21 protein-coding genes are annotated in these 17,890 nt (G+C 67.1%); 1 reads left to right on the top strand and 20 read right to left on the bottom strand.

Going from position 1 to position 17,890, the window contains the following annotated elements; genetic code table 11:
• Positions 1-4: 4 nt before the first annotated feature.
• The 11 genes from ABD974_RS13245 to ABD974_RS13195 all read right to left on the bottom strand — a co-directional run bounded on the left by ABD974_RS13245 (position 5) and on the right by ABD974_RS13195 (position 11,107).
• On the bottom strand, positions 5-862 hold the full coding sequence (locus ABD974_RS13245; protein WP_425562688.1) for a hypothetical protein: 858 nt from the start codon (positions 860-862) through the stop codon (positions 5-7).
• Positions 863-1,117: 255 nt separating this feature from the next.
• Complete coding sequence (locus ABD974_RS13240; RefSeq protein WP_345303810.1) at positions 1,118-1,804, bottom strand: DUF2461 domain-containing protein; 687 nt, start codon at positions 1,802-1,804, stop codon at positions 1,118-1,120.
• Positions 1,801-3,243, bottom strand: a complete 1,443-nt coding sequence (sbcB, locus tag ABD974_RS13235) for an exodeoxyribonuclease I (RefSeq protein ID WP_345303809.1) — start codon at positions 3,241-3,243, stop codon at positions 1,801-1,803. Before sbcB ends, ABD974_RS13240 begins: the two co-directional genes overlap by 4 nt.
• A 3-nt stretch (positions 3,244-3,246) precedes the next feature.
• Entirely contained in the window at positions 3,247-4,614 is a 1,368-nt protein-coding gene (locus tag ABD974_RS13230; RefSeq protein ID WP_345303808.1) for an FAD-dependent oxidoreductase, read from the bottom strand.
• A complete protein-coding gene (gene kynU, locus ABD974_RS13225) occupies positions 4,611-5,867 on the bottom strand; it encodes a kynureninase (RefSeq protein WP_345303807.1) in 1,257 nt (418 codons plus the stop codon). Before kynU ends, ABD974_RS13230 begins: the two co-directional genes overlap by 4 nt.
• Before the next feature lie 112 nt (positions 5,868-5,979).
• A complete protein-coding gene (locus tag ABD974_RS13220; protein WP_345303806.1) occupies positions 5,980-6,990 on the bottom strand; it encodes an amidohydrolase family protein in 1,011 nt (336 codons plus the stop codon).
• 17 nt (positions 6,991-7,007) lie between these two features.
• Positions 7,008-7,535, bottom strand: a complete 528-nt coding sequence (locus tag ABD974_RS13215) for a 3-hydroxyanthranilate 3,4-dioxygenase (protein WP_345303805.1) — start codon at positions 7,533-7,535, stop codon at positions 7,008-7,010.
• A 16-nt stretch (positions 7,536-7,551) separates the two neighbouring features.
• On the bottom strand, positions 7,552-8,505 hold the full coding sequence (locus tag ABD974_RS13210; protein ID WP_345303804.1) for a sodium-dependent bicarbonate transport family permease: 954 nt from the start codon (positions 8,503-8,505) through the stop codon (positions 7,552-7,554).
• Between the two features lies 1 nt (position 8,506).
• Positions 8,507-8,944 (bottom strand): RidA family protein, encoded by a 438-nt coding sequence (locus tag ABD974_RS13205; protein WP_345303803.1) that lies wholly within the window; start codon positions 8,942-8,944, stop codon positions 8,507-8,509.
• Positions 8,944-9,609, bottom strand: a complete 666-nt coding sequence (gene can / locus ABD974_RS13200; RefSeq protein ID WP_345303802.1) for a carbonate dehydratase — start codon at positions 9,607-9,609, stop codon at positions 8,944-8,946. The genes ABD974_RS13205 and can overlap by 1 nt, the downstream gene beginning before the upstream one ends.
• Positions 9,610-9,682: 73 nt before the next feature.
• Positions 9,683-11,107: an aldehyde dehydrogenase gene (locus ABD974_RS13195; RefSeq protein ID WP_345303801.1), complete on the bottom strand. Its 1,425-nt coding sequence runs from the start codon at positions 11,105-11,107 to the stop codon at positions 9,683-9,685.
• Positions 11,108-11,270: 163 nt separating this feature from the next.
• Between ABD974_RS13195 and ABD974_RS13190 the strand changes: the two genes are divergently transcribed.
• Complete coding sequence (locus ABD974_RS13190; RefSeq protein ID WP_345303800.1) at positions 11,271-11,714, top strand: hypothetical protein; 444 nt, start codon at positions 11,271-11,273, stop codon at positions 11,712-11,714.
• A 12-nt stretch (positions 11,715-11,726) separates the two neighbouring features.
• On the opposite strand, the gene nei is transcribed toward ABD974_RS13190, so the two are convergent.
• From nei to asnS, 9 genes are all read right to left on the bottom strand, one after another.
• Positions 11,727-12,539, bottom strand: a complete 813-nt coding sequence (nei, locus tag ABD974_RS13185; RefSeq protein WP_345303799.1) for an endonuclease VIII — start codon at positions 12,537-12,539, stop codon at positions 11,727-11,729.
• 16 nt (positions 12,540-12,555) lie between these two features.
• Positions 12,556-12,855 (bottom strand): PilZ domain-containing protein, encoded by a 300-nt coding sequence (locus tag ABD974_RS13180; RefSeq protein ID WP_345303798.1) that lies wholly within the window; start codon positions 12,853-12,855, stop codon positions 12,556-12,558.
• 181 nt (positions 12,856-13,036) lie between these two features.
• Complete coding sequence (locus tag ABD974_RS13175) at positions 13,037-13,318, bottom strand: PilZ domain-containing protein (protein ID WP_345303797.1); 282 nt, start codon at positions 13,316-13,318, stop codon at positions 13,037-13,039.
• Between the two features lie 96 nt (positions 13,319-13,414).
• Entirely contained in the window at positions 13,415-14,200 is a 786-nt protein-coding gene (locus ABD974_RS13170; protein ID WP_345303796.1) for an SDR family oxidoreductase, read from the bottom strand.
• Between the two features lie 9 nt (positions 14,201-14,209).
• Entirely contained in the window at positions 14,210-14,875 is a 666-nt protein-coding gene (locus tag ABD974_RS13165) for an FMN-binding negative transcriptional regulator (RefSeq protein ID WP_345303795.1), read from the bottom strand.
• A gap of 6 nt (positions 14,876-14,881) precedes the next feature.
• On the bottom strand, positions 14,882-15,187 hold the full coding sequence (locus tag ABD974_RS13160) for a hypothetical protein (protein WP_345303794.1): 306 nt from the start codon (positions 15,185-15,187) through the stop codon (positions 14,882-14,884).
• A complete protein-coding gene (locus ABD974_RS13155; RefSeq protein WP_345303793.1) occupies positions 15,184-15,489 on the bottom strand; it encodes a hypothetical protein in 306 nt (101 codons plus the stop codon). The genes ABD974_RS13160 and ABD974_RS13155 overlap by 4 nt, the downstream gene beginning before the upstream one ends.
• A 64-nt stretch (positions 15,490-15,553) precedes the next feature.
• Entirely contained in the window at positions 15,554-16,375 is an 822-nt protein-coding gene (locus tag ABD974_RS13150) for a TIR domain-containing protein (RefSeq protein ID WP_345303792.1), read from the bottom strand.
• 49 nt (positions 16,376-16,424) lie between these two features.
• Complete coding sequence (gene asnS / locus ABD974_RS13145; protein ID WP_345303791.1) at positions 16,425-17,834, bottom strand: asparagine--tRNA ligase; 1,410 nt, start codon at positions 17,832-17,834, stop codon at positions 16,425-16,427.
• Between the last annotated feature and the right edge of the window lie 56 nt (positions 17,835-17,890).

Here is a 17,890-nt window from a genome sequence, read left to right as displayed (position 1 = left end):
GTCCTCACTGGCCCGCATCGGTGCGGAGAATGTTGTTCAGGCCGAAGCAGGCCCGACGGCTCTGGTTGTGCGACAGCGGTTCGCCGCCGGCCATCCGCGAGGTGTCGTAGAACCAGACCGAACCGGCGCCGCTCTGGCTGCTGCAGTTGAGGAAGCCATCGGAGCAGCCGTCGAGCCAGTTCTGGGTGACTTCCAGACCGACATTCTGGGTGTAGCCGCCGCAGTAGCTGTCGCCGTCGAACGGCGAGGAATCGACATCGGTGCCGACCACGCTGCGGAAGGTCTTCGGCAGCGCCGGACGACCGCCGGTGCCGTAGAGATAGTTGGCGTTGTAGAACACCATCCAGCTCGTCTGCTGCTGACGCACGCCATCGTTCTGATAGCCGAGCAGCCAGCCCACCGCGGCTTCGAACACGGTGCCGTTCATCACCGCGTCCGCCAGCGGCGTACCGGTCGACGACGGTGCGAGCGCGTTCACGCGAACGGTCTTGTTGATGATGTTCGGATAACGGCTGTCGTAGGTCGGATTCGACAGGATCCAACGCATCACGTTGCCGCCGTTCGAATGGGTGATCACGATCAGGCGGGTGATGCCCTTGCTGTTGATGAAATTCGTGAGCTGACCGGCCAGGCAGCCGGCGGCGCGGCTGTCCCACCAGTACTGGCCGAAATCGCAGTTGATGACGACGTAATTCGCCGGATTCGGCAGGCCGCCGCGGACGGAGTCCACCATGGCCGGCTGCCAGTAGTCGTTGTAGGCGTTGGTCTGGGCGCCGGTGCCGTGGACGAACGCCACGCCGGTATTCGCGAACGCAAGCGGTGCCGCCAAGGCGAGCAGGAGCCCGCTGAGGTATCTACGCACGTTGATTGTCCCCTCGGTTGATTGTTTCTTGATCCATGAAAACGCGGCCGTGGGCCGCGCTTGTCCTTCGTTCGAGACGCGATGCTCCCGGATGCTGCAGAAGACGCGGGGGCGTCGTGTGCTCCAGCTCTGCCAGTCTGTGGGGGTTGGCATTGCGACCTAGCATACGGAAGCGTATTGACGCTGTCACCCCGCGCTGCACCAAATCCGCCCGCGCTGCGACGAGCGGTGAACGACCCGCGGGCAGCGCACGCGTCAGAACTCCAGATCGAGCGCCGCGCAGAGATAATCCATGAACGGGCCGAGCTGTTGCAGGTCCTTCGACAGCGTGGCCAGCAGGCGCGGGCCGGTCATCGCTGCGTCGTCGATCGTGCGCAGTGCGACGTGGTTCTTGCGGCGAAGATCGTCGATATGCGCGAAGTCCGCCGGATAGCCGCGGGGCGGCCGCACCAGCATTTCGCTGTCGTCGAGGTCGAAGCGCCTGCGGAACGCGGGCGCGTGCGCGGCTGCGGCCCAACTTCCGGGGTTGTCGACGATGAAGTGGCGCACGCGGCGCAGCGTTTCGGGTTCCGGATGCCACAGGCCGGCGCCGATGAAACAGTTGCCCGGCTGCAGATGGAGATAGAACGACGGCGCCTCGACTTCCCTGCTGCGCGCATGGAACAGCCGCGCGCCCTGCCATTCCTTGTACGGCGCCTTGTTGTTGGAGAAGCGGGTATCGCGATGGATGCGGAACAGCGAGCCGCCCACGGTCTTCGGGTCGGCGCGATAGTGTTCGCTCACTTCCAGCAGCGCAGGCTGCAGATCCGCGATCAGCGCGAGGAACGGCGCGCGCACATGCTGCTCGTAGTCCTGCTTGTGCGCATGGAACCACTCGCGATCGTTGTGGCGGGCGAGCGCGCGCAGGAATTTCAGGCTGCGGTCGGTGAAATACGCGGTCATGCGAGGTCGGTCTCCAGGGCATCGGCCCATGCCTGGGCTTGATCGAGCAGCGCCATCGCGCGGCCGTCGCCGGCGTGCGCGGCGCGCAGCGCGGCGAGTTCCGAGCGATGGCTGTCGAAGGTGAATTCGGACAGGCCGCGGTCTTCGCACAGGCGGCCACGACGATACGCGTTCCAGCGATCGCGTTCGGCCGGCGACAGCGTGTCCGGCCAGTTCCGCGCGCGATAGCGGAACAGCAACTCCGGCAGGCGCGCGTCCTGGAACGCGAAGTCGCGCTGCGCCAGCGCCGGCGGCGGCGTGCCGCGCACGTCGGGGAATTTGCGGCGATCGGCGTCCTGCAGGAAAGCGTCGTACAGCGAGGCATCGACGTCGCCGGGCTCGAAGTCGGCGCGGTCGGCGTAGATGCGGCGGATCTTTTCGGCCAGCGCCGGACCGGCTTCGCGCAGCCGCTCGGCACGTTCCTCGACCTGTGCCGGATCGATCCGCAGCCGCTCGAAATCCGCCTCGCGCAGATGCGCCCATTCGATCAGCATCGGACTGCGGTTGAGATGCACTTCCTTCAGCGGAATGCGCGCCTCGCCGGGCGGCAGATCCGCGGCAGGTGTGTACAGGCGGTCGGCGATCTCCCCGGCGTCCAGCGCCAGCAGCGCGTCCGGCGCTTCGTGCAGATCGAACACGATCACCCGGTTGTCGATCTTCGGATGCCGCGCCAGCGGCACCACCGCCGCCGCGCAGAGGCGTGCGGCCGGAAACCGCTGCGAGACGTGCAGCACCGGCGTCATCGCCACGGTGTCGAGCATGCGCGCGGCGAACTTCTTGTCGCGCAGCTTCATCGCATAGTCCCACAGCTTCGGCTGCGCGCGCTTGAGCTTGCGTGCCATGCCGATCAGCGCACGCACGTCCGACAACGCCTCGTGGGCGTCGCCTTCGCGCACGCCGTTGGCTTCGGCGAGATGCTCCAGCTTGAACGAGGGCGCGCCGTCCTCGCGCAGCGGCCAGACGATGCCCTCGGGGCGCAACGCATGGGCGAGCCGCATCACGTCGAGCAGATCCCAGCGCGAATTGCCGCCGCGCCACTCGCGCTCGTAGGGATCGAAGAAATTGCGGAACAGCCCGTGGCGCACGAACTCGTCGTCGAAGCGCAGCGAGTTGTAACCCAGCGTGCAGGTCTCGGGGACCGACATCGCCTCGAAGATGCGCGCGAAGGCTTCGGCCTCGGGCATGCCATCGCGCAGCGCGCGCTGCGGTGCGATGCCGGTAATCAGGCTGGCGGTGGGCGAGGGCAGCAGATCGTCGGCCGGCTTGACCATGAAGTCCCAGGGCTCGTCGACCGGATTCAGATCGGCATCGGTGCGGATCGCCGCGAACTGCGCGATCCGGGTCCGGCGCGGATCGGTGCCGAACGTTTCCAGGTCGTAGAACAGGAAGCTCGCGGCCATCGCTCAGCCCGCGTCCAGCGGCGTCAATCGCGCGCGCACTTCGGCGTCGAGCACGCCCCAATCCACATCATCGAGGCTGTCGCGGCCGGCGGTGGCCTCTACCAGCAGCGCACGCTGGATGCGCCCGCGCTCGAACGCGGTGGCGTAGGGAATGCGCATGAAGCTGACCATCGCGTAGCGCGGCACGAACACGCCGGGATGGCGCTCCGCGAGCTTGCGTTCCAGTGCGCGCTGCAGCAGGAAATCCGCGTCGTCGACGCGGTCGCTCATCTCGCGGTAATTCTCCAGCGCCATCTGCTGGATCGCGGCCGCGTTGGGTTTGCGCTCCGCCTCGAACGCGGCGAACGCGGTCGCGGTGTCCGGTTCGGCGCCGTCCGGAGCGCGGGCCAGGTGCGATGCCAGCGCCACGCAGTCCTCGAACGCGCAGTTCATGCCCTGGCCGTGGAACGGCACCATCGCGTGCGCGGCATCGCCCAGCAGCACCGCGCGACCGTCGAGATGCCAGCGGTCGAGATAGAGCGTGGCCAGCATGCCGGTCGGGTTGGCCTCGTAGTCGTGCACGAGGTTCGGGATCAGCGGCAGCGCGTCGGCGAAATCGCGGGCGTAGAGCGCCTGCGCGTCGAGGCCGCTGCGGATCGTCTCGAAACTGGTCGGGCCGGTGTTGGGCAGGAACAGGGTGACGGTGAAGGTGCGTTCGTCGTTGGGCAGCGCGATGCTCATGTAATCGCCGCGCGGCCAGATGTGCAGCGCGTTCGGTTCCATCCGGAAGCCGCCGTCGAACCCGGGCGGGATTTCCAGCTCCTTGTAGCCGTGCGGCATGATTTCGATGCGCTCGCCGAGATCGGTGGCCTGCTGCATCGCTGCGCGCAGGCTCGACCCGGCGCCGTCGCAACCGATCAGGGCGTGGAACCGGTGCGCGATATCCTCGCGCTCGCCGACGAAATGGGCGATGCCGGCGTCGAAATCGACGCGTTCCAGACGACGATCGAAATGCAGCCTGACGCCCGCGGCCTCCGCGGCATTCAGCAGCACGATGTTGAGGTCGCCGCGGCTGATCGACCAGATCACTTCGCTGTCGTCGCGACCGTAGCGCTGCAGTTGTTCGCGACCGTCGGCGAAGTGCACCATCCGTCCGCGCATCATCACCGCCTGTTTCAACACGTCGGCGTCGACCCCGGCGGTGCGCAGCGCGTCGAGTCCGCGTTCGGCCAGCGCGAGGTTGATCGAGCGCCCGCCGGCGTAGCCGTGCACGCGCGGATCGCCGCGGCGCTCGAACAGGTCCACCGTCCAGCCGCTCCGCGCCAGCAGGGTGGCGAGCAGCGGGCCGGCGAGACCGGCGCCGACGAGGGTGAGGTGCCTGGAATCCGTCATGCCTGCCATTCCTGTGTCGTGCGCACGAAGCGCACGACATCGTCGTGTGTGTTGTACAGCGGTGCCGGCGAAATGCGGATCACGTCGGGCTCGCGCCAGTCGCCGAGCACGCCGCGCGCGCCGAGGAATTCGAACAACGCCCGGCCACGCTCGCGACCGCCGACCACCCGCAGCGACAGCTGACAGCCGCGTTCGGCCGGCGATGCCGGCGTGACGATCTGCAGGGTGTCGGCGAGATGCGCGCGGATCAGGGCTTCGAGATGCCCGGTCAGCCGTTCGGATTTCGCCCGCAGCGCGGCCATGCCGGCCTGCGCGAACAGATCCAGCGATGCGCGCAGCGGCGCGAGGCCCAACACGGGCGGATTGCTCAACTGCCAGCCGTCGGCGCCGGGCGTGGGCACGAATTCCGGACCCATGCGGAAGCGCGTGGCCTGATCGTGTCCCCACCAGCCCGCGAAGCGCGGCCGGTCGCTGCGTGCGTGGCGTTCGTGCACGAAACAGCCGGCGACCGCGCCCGGACCCGCGTTCATGTATTTGTAGTGGCACCACACCGCGAAATCGGCGCCGCTGTCGTGCAGGCGCAGCGGCAGGTTGCCGACCGCATGCGCGAGATCGAAACCGACCATCGCGCCGGCGGCGTGGCCGAGGCGCGCGATCGCCTGCAGATCGAAGGCCTGACCGGTGCGGTACTGCACGCCGGGCCACAGCACCAGCGCCAGCCGGTCGCGATGCTCCGCGATGGCGCGTTCGATCGCGACCATCGAGAAGGTGTCGTCGGCGCGGTCCGGTTCCAGTTCGATCAGATGCCGTTCCGGCGACAGGCCGTGGAACTGCAGCTGCGATGCCATCGCATGGCGGTCGGACGGAAACGCGCCGGCTTCCATCAGGATCGCGTTGCGCTGCGTGTCGGGGCGGAAGAAGCTGACCATCATCAGGTGCAGGTTGGCGGTGAGCGAATTCATCGCCACCACTTCTTCCGGCATCGCGCCGACCACCTCGGCGAGGCCGTCGCGGACGAGCGCGTGATAGGGCATCCACGGCGCGGGTTCGAGGAAATGGCCTTCGACCGCGTCGCGCGCCCATTTGTCCATCACTTCGTCGACGTACGCGCGCGCGCCCTTCGGCTGCAGGCCGAGGGAATTGCCGCAGAAATACGCCATCTCGCGGCCGTCGTGGCGCGGAATGTGGAACTGCGCGCGGAAGTCGCGCAGCGGATCCTCCGCGTCCTGTTGTCGTGCCCAGTCGTCGGTCATCGATGTGTCGTTCACGCAATGCTCGCATAGGGTGCGCCCATGGCGCACCGTGCATGAAACCGCGGTGAGAGAGCCGGTGCGCCGAGAGCGCACCCTGTTGTGGTGTCCTGCATCACGAGAACCTCGCCAGCGGCAGCCCCAGCCATTCCAGCGCGGTGCCGTGATACAGACGCGCCTGTTCGGTTTCGGACAATTCGAGCGCGGCGATGCCGGCGCCGGGCTCCTGTTCGCCGAGGGGGAACGGATAATCCGTGCCGAGCATGATCCGGTCGGTGCCGCAGGTGTCGATCAGATAGCGCAGCGCGCGCGGGTCGGCCACCCAGGAATCGAAATACAGCCGCGACAGATATTCGCGCGGATTGCGGAAGTTGTCGGTGGCCACGAGGTCGGGGCGCATGTTGAAACCGTGTTCGATCCGGCCGATGGTGTACGGAAAGCTGCCGCCGCCATGGGCGAGGCAGACCTTCAGCTGCGGCAGCCGTTCGAGCACGCCGCCGAACACCAGGCAGCAGGCCGCGCGCGACTGTTCCGCGGGCATGCCCACCAGCCACGGCAACCAGTACTTCGGCATCGATTCGCTGCCCATCATGTCCCAGGGATGCACCAGGATCGCGGCGCCGAGTTCGGCCGCGGCCTGGAAGAAATCGAACAGTTCCGGCGCGTCGAGGTTCCAGTCGTTGATGTGCGAACCGATCTGCACGCCCTGCAGGCCGAGCTGGTCGATGCAGCGTTCGAGTTCCTGGATCGCCAGCCGCGGCGACTGCAGCGGCACCGTGCCGATGCCGGCGTAATGGCGCGGATCATCGCGCACCGCCTCGGCCATGTGATCGTTGAGCGCCTGGTGCAGATCGTGCGCGTGCTGCGGCTTCGCCCAATAACTGAACATCACCGGCACCGTGCTGATGACCTGCACCTGCACGCCGAAGCCGGCGAATTCCTCGATCCGGATCTTCGGGTCCCAGGTCTTGGGCCAGATCTCGCGGAAGAACCGGCCATCCTTGTAGATGCGCGAGCGCCCGTCGTCGCCGTGATGGATCACCGGGAAGCGGATGTCGCCGTACTTCGCCGCGAGATCGGGCCAGTCGCGGGGCAGGTAGTGGGCGTGGGTGTCGATCTTGAGCATGCGGCGTCCGATGGCGTTCAGGTCTGCGGGTCGTACTTCGCCGGCGCGGGGTTGAAATGGCCGCAGGCCTTGCAGGTGCGGTGGTCGTGCGAGCGGTAGAAGCGTTCGAACACCGCCGGGAAATCGGTTTCGATGTTCACCAGCGGGAAGAATTCCTCGTACAGCTTTTCGTTGCAGCGTTCGCAGTACCACTGCAGGCCGTCGAGTTCGTGCGGCAGCCGCCTGCGTTCGATCACCAGGCCGATGCCGCCGGCCATGCGCTGCGGCGAATGCGGCACGCGCGGCGGCAGGAAGAACGTTTCGCCGGCCCTGATCGGGATGTCGCGCGGCGCGCCATCCTCCTGGATGCGCAGCACCATTTCGCCCTCGAGCTGATGAAACCACTCCGGACCTTCGTCCCAGTGGTAGTCGGTGCGCGCGTTCGGGCCGCCGACCACCATCACGATGAATTCGCCGTCGACGATGCACTTGTTGCCGACCGGGGGCTTCAGCTCGTGCCGGTGCGCGTCGATCCAGGCCTGCAGGTTGATCGGGTTGGGCAGCATGCGTGCGTCTCCGGCGTTACTCGGCCAGCCGCTGCGCGATGGCCGCGTACAGCGGAATGCCGATGGCGAGATTGAAGGGGAAGGTCAGACCGAGCGCCGCGGTGATGCAGCGGCCGACATCGGCTTCGGGCAGGCCCGCGCGCACCGCCGCCGGCGCGGCGATGTAGGACGCGCTGGACAGCATGGCGCCGAACACGCCGGCGCTGCCCGCCGACAGGCCGCAGGCGTGCGCCAGCAGGACGCCGACGATGCCGTGCAGCAGCGGCACGACGGTGGCGAAGGCCGCGAGGCGCAGCCAGCCGCGACGCAGTTCGGCCAGGCGGTTCGCGGCGATCATGCCCATGTCGAGCATGAACAGCATCAGCACGCCCTGGAACAGCGCGAAATACATCGCATCCACTTTCTTGATGCCGTCGGGGCCGGAAATCGCGCCGATCGCCAGTCCGCCCAGCAGCAGGATCGCGGTCTTGCCGGTGAAGACTTCGCGCAGGGTGTGATGGCTGGCGGCGTCGCTCTGGGTGCTGCGGCCGAGCGCCAGGCCGATCAGCAGCGCGGGCACTTCCAGCGCCACCAGCAGCGCGACCAGCACGCCTTCCGGCGCGTGGCCGTTGCGCTCGGCGAACTGGTTGGCGGCGATGAAGGTGACCGCCGACACCGAGCCGTAGTGCGCGGCGATCGCGGCGGCTTCGCGGCGGATGTCGCGCAGGAACGCCCGCGCGAACCAGTACGCGCTGAAGGCGGTGGCGGCGCCCGCGGCGAGCGTCATCCCCAGCAGCAGCGCGAGCGTGCCCGGTTCCTGGCCGCGCAGGGCGACGCCACCCTTGAGGCCGATGGCCAGCAGCAGGAAGATCGAGAGATAGGTCTGGATCTGGTCGGGGATGACCAGATCGCTGCGCACGGCGCGCGCCAGCAGTCCGAGCGCGAACGCCAGGACCACCGCCGAGGTGAGATTGGTGAGCAGCAGTTCCACGTCAGTCGCCCCTGTCCTTCGGCGCGACGGCGATGCATTTGAGTTCGATCGCGATCGGCGTCGGCAGCGCGGTGATGCCGAGCGTGGTCCGGCACGGCGCGGTGGCCGCATCCGGGAAATACTCGGCCCAGATCGCGTTGTAGACCGGGAAATCGCGGGCCATGTCGGTGAGATACACGGTCACGTCGACCAGGTCTTCCCAGCGCGCGCCGCTGGCATCCAGCACCGCGCGCACGTTGGCGAAGACCGCGTGGGTCTGCGCGGCGATGTCGTAGGCGATCAGGCGGCCCTCGGCGTCGTGGACGTTGCCGGGGATGCCGTTGCTGGCGGGATCGCGCGGACCGATGCCGGAAAGGAACAGCAGTTCGCCGACCCGACGCGCATGCGGGTAGCGGCCGACGGCCTTCGGCGCGTGGGCGGCGTGGATGGCGTCGGTCATCAGCGGTCTTCCCGATCGGCACGGATGCGCGCCAGCGCGGCGGCATATTGCGCTTCGAGCTGGTCGCTCGCGGCGACATCGAGGCCGAGGTCGTGGACCAGACCGTCGCGCAGGGTGTAGACCCAGCCGTGGACGCTCAGCGTCTGTCCGCGCGCCCAGGCATCGCGGACGATCGTGGTCTGACAGACGTTCGCGACCTGTTCGAGCGCGTTGAGTTCGCACAAGCGATCGTGCTGCAGCGGTTCGCCTCCGGCGTCGGCGAGGACTGTCGCATGCTTCACCGCCACGTCGCCGACGTGGCGGATCCAGTTGTCGGCCAGCCCGACGCGGGCGCCGGTCAGCGCGGCATGCACGCCGCCGCAGCCGTAATGGCCGACGACGAGGATGTGTTCGACCTGGAGCACGTCGACCGCGAACTGGATCACCGACAGGCAGTTGAGATCGGTATGGACGACGACGTTCGCGATGTTGCGATGGACGAACACTTCGCCCGGCGCGAGGTCGACGACTTGGTTCGCGGGCACGCGCGAGTCCGAACAGCCGATCCACAGATATTTCGGCGCCTGTTGGCGGGAGAGGCGATCGAAGAAGGTGGGGTCTTCGCGGCTGACGCGTTCGGCCCAGGCCTGGTTGTTGCGCAGCAGCGCTTCCAGCGATGTACTCACGTGACGGTCCTGTCGGAAGGAAGGAGGGTGGCGACGCGGGATCGGTCGTCGTCCGGAAGGCGGTCGCGGCGTTTCATGTCGCGAGCCCGACGTTGCGCGATTCGGTGAAGAAGCGCATCGCGTCCTGCCCGCCCTCGCGGCCGAGGCCGGATTGGCCGATGCCGCCGAACGGCGTGCGCAGGTCGCGCATCAGCCAGGTGTTGATCCAGACCATGCCCACGCGCAGCTCCGCGGCCATGCGGTGCGCGCGCGACAGATGCGTGGTCCAGACCGACGCGGCCAGGCCGTAGTCCGACGCATTGGCCAGTGCGAGCGCTTCGTCGTCGTCATCGAAGGGTTGCAGGGTGACCACCGGCCCGAAGATCTCCTCGCGGTTGGTGGCGCAATCGGGGCCGAGGCCTTCGATCACGGTCGGCGCCACGAACCAGCCCGGCCGGTCCAGCGCGCGGCCGCCGCAGAGGATGCGGCCGCCTTCGTCGCGCGCGCGCTGCAGGGCGCCCACGACCTTGTCGAAATGCGCCTGCGACACCAGCGGGCCCATGCGCGCATCCGGGTCCATCGGATCGCCGACCCGCAGCGCCAGCGCGCGCTCGACCAGCGTGTCGCGAAATTCGGCGAAGATCGATCGTTCGACGAGCAGGCGCGAGCCGCAGAGGCAGATCTGGCCGCTGTTCTGGAACGCGGAACGGACGATCACGTCCATGTGCGCGCGCCAGTCGCTGTCGGCGAAGACGAGGGTGGGATTCTTGCCGCCGAGCTCGAGCGAGACTTTCTTCAGGCGTTCGGCGGCGAGCACCGCGATGCGCCTGCCGACCGCGGTGCTGCCGGTGAACGACACCGCCCTGATCGCCGGATCGACGACCAGCGCTTCGCCGATGGCGGGCCCGAGGCCGTGGACGACGTTGAGCACGCCCGCGGGCAGACCGATCTCGTTCGCCAGCCGGCCGAGCATGGTCGCGGTGGCCGGCGTGACCTCGGACGGTTTGGCGACCACGGTGTTGCCGGCGGCGAGCGCGGGCGCGATCTTCCAGGTGAACAGATACAGCGGCAGGTTCCACGGCGAGATCGTGGCCACCGCGCCCAGCGGCTGGCGCAGGGTGTAGTTGAGACCGGCCTGGCCGTGATGCGATTCGCTCGCGAACTGGGTCGCGGCGTGGGCGAAGAACCGCAGGTTCGAAATCGCGCGCGGAATTTCGGCGTCGCGGGCGAGGGCGTAGGGCTTGCCGCCGTCGAGCGCTTCGGCATGGGCGAAATCGTCGAGCCGCGCTTCCACCGCATCGGCCAGACGTTCCATCCAGCGCGCGCGTTCGGTCGCGGGCAGCGCGGACCAGGCCGGAAACGCGGCGTTCGCCGCGGCGATGGCGTCGGCGGCATCGGCGGCTTCGCCGGCCGCCACCTGCGCATAGGCGCGGCCGCTGGCCGGATCGAAGACATCGAGCGTCCGGCCGCTGCGCGCGGCACGTTCGGCACCGTCGATGACATGAAGGAACGTTCGCATGCGGCAAGCTTACCGAGATCGGGTGCCGGCTGTCCCTTGCGGCTGCTTCGCGCCGTTGGAACAGGGGCCTCCCGCGCGTTCCGGCGTCGATGCGCCGGCGTAGGGTGCGCGAAATCCGCGGCGTCGCCGCGGCCCTTTCCCTCATGGAAGCCCCGAGTCCCTCATGAAGAATCTCCGTTCGTTGTCGCTGCTGGCCGTACTCGCACTGTCCCCGTTCGTCGCCCAGGCCCATGGCGATGCCTGCGCCAAACCTTTCCAGAGCGCTGGCAACATCGCGCTCCCCGCCGGCTACAGCGGCGTCACCGCGCAGTTCGCGGTGCCGGTGGGGTATCGCCTGCAGATCGAACAGATCAGTGCCGGCCTGCGCCTGCCTGCGTCGACCGATACCGCCGATTTTCAGGTCGGTACGACGGTCGGCGGCGTGTACGCCGTCCACGATCTCCAGGTCGGTGTCGGTTACAGCAATCTCGACCGAAAGGCCTACGGCCCGGTCACCCTCTACGCCGACAAGGACACCACCGTGCGCATCTTCATTTCGCGGATCACGGCCGCGTATCCGGCCGGCAATGCGCGCTGGGCCGTCACCGGTTGCCTCTATCCGGCGTGACGGCGGGAGGCTTCACCTCTGGCAGCGCCGGCAGAGATACAGCCGGCGCGTGCCGACCTCCTGGCGCTCGATCGTGCCCCCGCACACCGGGCACGGCAGGCCTTCGCGGTCGAACACGAGGAAGCGGAAACCCTCGGGCGTGTCGGTGAGATAGTCCTCGCGCATGCCCTGTGCGGGCTCGATGCCGCGGGTGGCGTAACTGCGTCGCGGAATCGCCAGCAGTTCGCGCGCCAGCGCGCGAAGCTCGCCGGCGTCGAGATCCTGCGGCCTGCGTTCCGGCCGCAGTTTCGCCGCGAACAGCACTTCCGAGCGCAGATAGTTGCCCATCCCGGCCAGGAAGCCCTGGTCCAGCAGCAGCGCGCCCAGCGCGCGCCCGCGGAAGCGCGGGTCGCGCAGGCGCGCGGCGACGGTCGCCGGTTTCAATGCGGGATCGAGCACGTCCGGGCCGAGTTTGGCCAGAAACGGATGCGCGTGGATCTCGTCGCTGCGCCACATCGCCACGTCGGAGGCGGAGTACAGCAGGATCGCGCGGTCGTCGGTTTCCAGCGCGACCCGCAGCGAGCGTCCGCTGTCGGGGCGCTCGCCCGCGGCGGCGATCTTCCACACGCCGTACAACTGGTTGTGGCTGTAGAGCGTCCAGCCGTGATAGAAGCGCGTCAGCAGGGCCTTGCCGTGCGGCACGATGGCTTCGATCCGGCGTCCGATCAGATCGGCTTCATGGGACTTGAGCGCCGGAAACGCGAACCATGCGGACCGCAGCGGCGCGCCGACCACGGCATCGGCGAGACGGTCGGCGGCACGGCGGATTTCGGGGCCTTCGGGCATGGCGGGGCGGCAGGACTCAGGGCGGCGTGGGCGGGACGTTCTGCGGCTCGTGGTACTCGAAACCGATGTGACGTTCGGTGATGCGCGCGATGCGCGCCGAGACCGGCACGGCGGGGCCCGGACCCTGGAAGAAGAACAACTGCGCCACATTGCCTTCGCGCAACAGGCAGCCCGGCGGACGGAAAATGCCGCAGCCGCCCTCGGACAGGTCCAGCACGTCCGCGGCCCAAGCCAAGGCGTCGCAGATCACCATGACCCGCATCGCGAACGGGACCCGGTCCCCGGCGCGTCGTTCTTTCAGCAGTGCGTCTTCCATGCGATGGGTCCCCCGGTCCGTCCGCGACAGGCGGCGGATGCCGATGTCGTTGCGATGCCGATGCAGATGTCGATCGGGATAGGCTGCCGCAGCCGTTGCCGCGGGGCAACCGTTGCGTGCAACGGCGTCCCGATCGTGCATAACGCGACGCCCCGCAACGCGCATCCCCGAAGAGCCGCGATCAGGCCGGCAGCGGCTGCGGCTCCAGATATTCGAAACCGACGAACTGCGGGCTGGTCCAGACCACGCGCGCCTGCGCGCCGAAGACGTGGCGCTCGTCGATCATCAGGTACAGCCACACCTGCGTGCCGTCGGCCAGCGACCAGTCGTGGGGACGGGTGATGCAGCAGCCGCTGGCGGAGACATTGTCGATATTGCCCAGAAACCCTTCGGCATCGCGGGCGATCAGCACCGGACAATCGTATTCGTGGCGCGGCGCGCGACGACGTTCTTCAGGGGTCATGAGGGAGTGCCGGAGACTGCCTGCCGACAGCATAGCCGGCCGCGAGGCGCAGGCAAGGGGAGCGGTGAGGGCGCGATGCGCTGTCCCGCGGTGCCGTCAGATCGATTGCATGCGACCGCCGTCGACCGCGAGGCTGACGCCGTTGATGTAGCCGGCCGCCGGCGCGCACAGGAAGGCGATGGCCGCGGCCACTTCCTGCGGCTGGGCGAAGCGGGCGGCGGGGACGGTCTGGCGCATGCCGGCGGCCACCTCGTCCTCGGATTTGCCCGCGGCCCGCGCGCGGTCGTGCAGGATCTGCGCGAGGCGCGCGGTTTCGGTATAGCCGGGCAGCACGTTGTTGACGGTGATGCCGTCCGCGGCGACTTCCCGCGACAGCGTCTTGGCCCAGCCGGCGACCGCGCCGCGGATGGTGTTGGACACGCCGAGATTTGCGATGGGTTCGCGCACCGAGGTCGAGATCACGTTGACGATGCGGCCCCAGCCCGCGGCGCGCATGCCCGGCAGCACCGCCTGCACCAGCGCGTGGTTGGCGAGCAGGTGGCGACGGAAGGTATCGAGGAATGCGGTTTCCTCGGCAGCATGCACCGGACCGCCGGCCGGACCGGCGGTGTTGTTCACCAGCGCGTGCACGGGATGCCCGCCGACCAGCGCCTCGATCGCGGCGCGCAGGCCGTCGGTGTCGGCGACATCGGCCGCCAGCAGGCCATGGCGTTGAGCGCCGGCGCGGGGCAGGGCGTCGACCACCTCGCGCAGCGCTTCGGCGCGACGCGACAGCACGGTGACGTCGGCGCCGAGCAGCGCCAGCTCGTGCGCGGCGGCGCGGCCGATGCCTTCGGAAGCGCCGCAGACCAGCGCGTGTCTGCCGGAAAGGTCCAGGTCCATGGCGTGCCCTCAGTCGTGGTCGGTGTGGTGTGCGGGATCGTCTGCACGGTCGTCCGCGGGGTCGCGCAGGCGCATCAGCGCTGCGACCGCGCGGGCGCCGGCGTCGTCGCGACGAGCGAGGTCGTCGCGCACCGCGCGCCGGTTCTCCGGCGGATGGTTCTGGCTGAGCTTGAATTTCAGGTCGATGCGGCTGGGCACGAAGCGGAACCCGACGATGCCGCGCAGCTGGCTGCGGTGATCGTCGCGCGCCGGATCGAAACGCCAGTCGCGGCCGAGCGCGGTCTCGAAGCGCCGGCTCAGCCGATCGACGAGATCGCCCAGCGCGGCTTCGTCCTCGAACACATCGAACGTGCCGCGCAGATGCGCGACCGCATAGTTCCAGGTCGGCACCCGCGCCGCGGTCTCCTTGTCCGGATACACGCCGGGCGACACGTAGGCGTGCGGGCCGTGGACGATCATCAACACTTTGCCGACGTGCCCCGCCTGCGGATTCGGCCGCGCCCAGTGGCCTTCGATCAGGATCCGTTCGCCGTCGCGGGCGTAGAGCACCGGCAGATGGCTGGCGAAGGGCAGGCCATCGTCGCCGAGACTGACGAGGGTGACGAACGGATCCGCGGCGATCAGCGCATCCAGCGCGGCGAGGTCGGTCTCGACGAAGGCGCGGGGTTGGTACATCGGGCCTCAGGCACGCGCGCCGAGCGTCAGCACCATGCGGTCGCGCAGCGACGCATCGTCGTCCGCGTCCGGCGGCGCCACCTGCGACAGCGAAAAACCGCGTTCCAGCGCGTCTTCCTCGTCCAGTCCGTCCCAGGACACGAATTCGGCGTCCATCAGCGCGGCGCGGGCGCTGTCCTCGCTGTCGTAGGCGAGGGTGTTGCCGTCGCTGTCGAAGACTTCCGCGGTGCCGGCCTCGCGGACGCGCAGCCGCGCCCAGACGATCGTCAGGCCGAGGCTCGCGAGCCACCACTCGATGCGTGACTCGCTCATGGGTAGGCCACCGCCCACAGCCAGAGGATGCCGGCGCCGGCCAGCCCGAACAGGATCACGCTCAGCGACACGCGCGCCGGCGTCGCCAGCCCGCTGAGGTTGCGGTCTTGGGTGGCGCGGTAGCCGCCGTTGAGCAGCCACCACAGCGCGGACGGGTTCGCGAACGCGATCTGGCCCAGCTCCGCATGCGTCGCCGGATGGCGTTCGCGCAGATGGACCAGGGTCAGCGGCCAGAAGATGACCAGCGCGCAGAAGCCGGCGATGGCCAGCGACAGGCAGACGAGGGCGAAGAATAGAATCATCTAGTATGGGCTTCTGCGGATGAAATCCGTCATCAACAATGGGTTTTAGTGATTGCTTGCATCTTTAGATGTCGATTAGTTTGTTGAAATCAACATTGTAACCAACTGCTCGCATCTCTTTTGCTATATCAATTTGCCAGTTCCTGTCGCTCGTGTGCACGACGCCGTTTATGTCACTAGGCAGTTCTATGTTTCCAGATACTAACGGCACCACTCTTTCGCGTTTCAGCTTGGCAATGAGATAGCCATGTTCAAAAACAACATTTTGTCTGGCTCGGTTGTTTAAATTTCCGCTGTTGGCTTTATTTGTTGAGTTGCCGAGATCGTCCTCAGTGTAAATAACAATCGCAAAACCTACATTTGTATGGGATTCTATTTTTTCAATTATGGTTTTTCCTTGATTTGCTTGTTCATGCAGGATTACTGGCTTATATCCAAGCTTTTCTATGAATCGTGCGACTGTAATCTTTAGAGCTTCATTGTGGCCGTGGACGATAAAGATTCGATCGTTTTGCTCTTTTTTTTGATTCTTCTCGGCAATTGATTGTTCTGTTATGCTGTTTCCACCACTCATGTGCTCATCGTTAGTGATATCGAGTATCAAGGAATCGACAAAGGCAAGACAAGGATTGCCATCAAAACGCATGAATTCATTGAAGTCAGATTCGCCAACGTCTATTGCGTAAAAGGATCGGCTCAGTTTTTTGTCCAAGCCGTGTTTTTTTCCTGGGAGATTGATGTCAAGGAATTGATCTATCTCCCTGCGCCATGCTTTGAATCGTTCGCGTCCAAAATCAGATCCGCGTTGCGCGTAAGCGGATGCGACGTCATAAAGTAGTCGGCTTCGAAATTTTTCCAAGTTTTCAAGAAGGTTCTGCTTGTCCATATCGGAGCCTTTGACTAGCCTTGGTGCTAATGGTGAATCGCCAGATGTGTCAGAACTCCGCCGAGCCCGGTGCGCGCGGGAACGGGATCGCGTCGCGGATGTTGCTCAGGCCGCAGACGTAGACCACCAGGCGTTCGAAGCCCAGGCCGAAGCCGGCGTGCGGCACCGTGCCGTAGCGGCGGAAGTCGCGGTACCACTGGTAATGGGCCGGATCGAGGCCGAACTTCGCGATCCGCGCGTCCAGCACGTCCAGTCGTTCCTCACGCTGCGAACCGCCGATGATCTCGCCGATGCCCGGCGCCAGCACGTCCATCGCGGCGACGGTCCGGCCGTCGTCGTTGAGGCGCATGTAGAACGACTTGATGTGCTCGGGATAGTTGGTCACCACCACCGGGCGGCCGACGTGGGTTTCGGTCAGCCAGCGCTCGTGTTCGGTCTGCAGGTCCAGGCCCCATTCCACCGGGAAATCGAACTTCTGCTTCGACGCCTGCAGCAGGCGCACCGCCTCGGTGTACTCGATGCGTTCGAACGGCGCGTTCACGAACGCCTCCATCCGGGTGATCGCGTCCTTCTGCACGCGTTCGGCGATGAAGGCCATGTCGTCGGCGCGTTCGCTCAGCACCGCGCGGAACAGATACTTCAGGAACTGCTCGGCCAGGGCGGCGTCGGCGGCGAGATCGGCGAAGGCGATCTCCGGTTCGATCATCCAGAACTCGGCCAGATGGCGGGTGGTGTGGCTGTTCTCGGCGCGGAAGGTCGGGCCGAAGGTGTAGACCTTGCTCAGCGCGAGGCAATAGCCCTCGACGTTGAGCTGGCCGGACACGGTGAGGAACGCTTCCTTGCCGAAGAAGTCCTTCGAGAAGTCGATGCCGCCGGCCTCGGTGCGCGGCAGGTTCATCATGTCCAGCGTTGAGATGCGGAACATCTGCCCGGCGCCTTCGGCGTCGGAGGTCGAGATGATCGGGGTGTTGACCCAGTAGAAGCCGTTCTCGTGGAAGAACCGGTGGATGGCCTGGGCCAGGCAGTGGCGGATGCGGGTGACCGCGCCGAACAGGTTGGTGCGCGGGCGCAGATGCGCGACCTCGCGCAGGAATTCCAGCGAATGCGCCTTCGGCTGGATCGGGTAGGTCTCCGGGTCCTCGACCCAGCCGACCACTTCGAGCCCGGTAGCCTGGATTTCGTAGCTCTGGCCCTTGCCCTGCGAGGCGACCAGGGTGCCGGTGGCGATCACCGCGCAGCCGGCGGAGAGACGCTTCGCCTCGGTCTCGTAGTTCGGCAGCGCGTCGGTGGCCACCACCTGGATCGGCGCGAAGCAGGAGCCGTCGCTGACGTGGACGAAGCTGAGGGCGGCCGAATCGCGGCGGGTCCGCACCCAGCCCTTGACCGTGACTTCGGAGCCGACCAGCGACTGCGAACCGGCCGTCCCGGCCAACGCCTCTTTGACACTGATGAAAGCCATGCCTTGAATTCCCGCGCCGACGCGCCGATATGAGGTGAGCCCCCAAGTTTAACTGA

Source organism: Lysobacter hankyongensis (assembly GCF_039543145.1).
Lineage (GTDB): Bacteria > Pseudomonadota > Gammaproteobacteria > Xanthomonadales > Xanthomonadaceae > Lysobacter_I > Lysobacter_I hankyongensis.
This window is presented reverse-complemented; position numbering and strand designations above follow the sequence as displayed.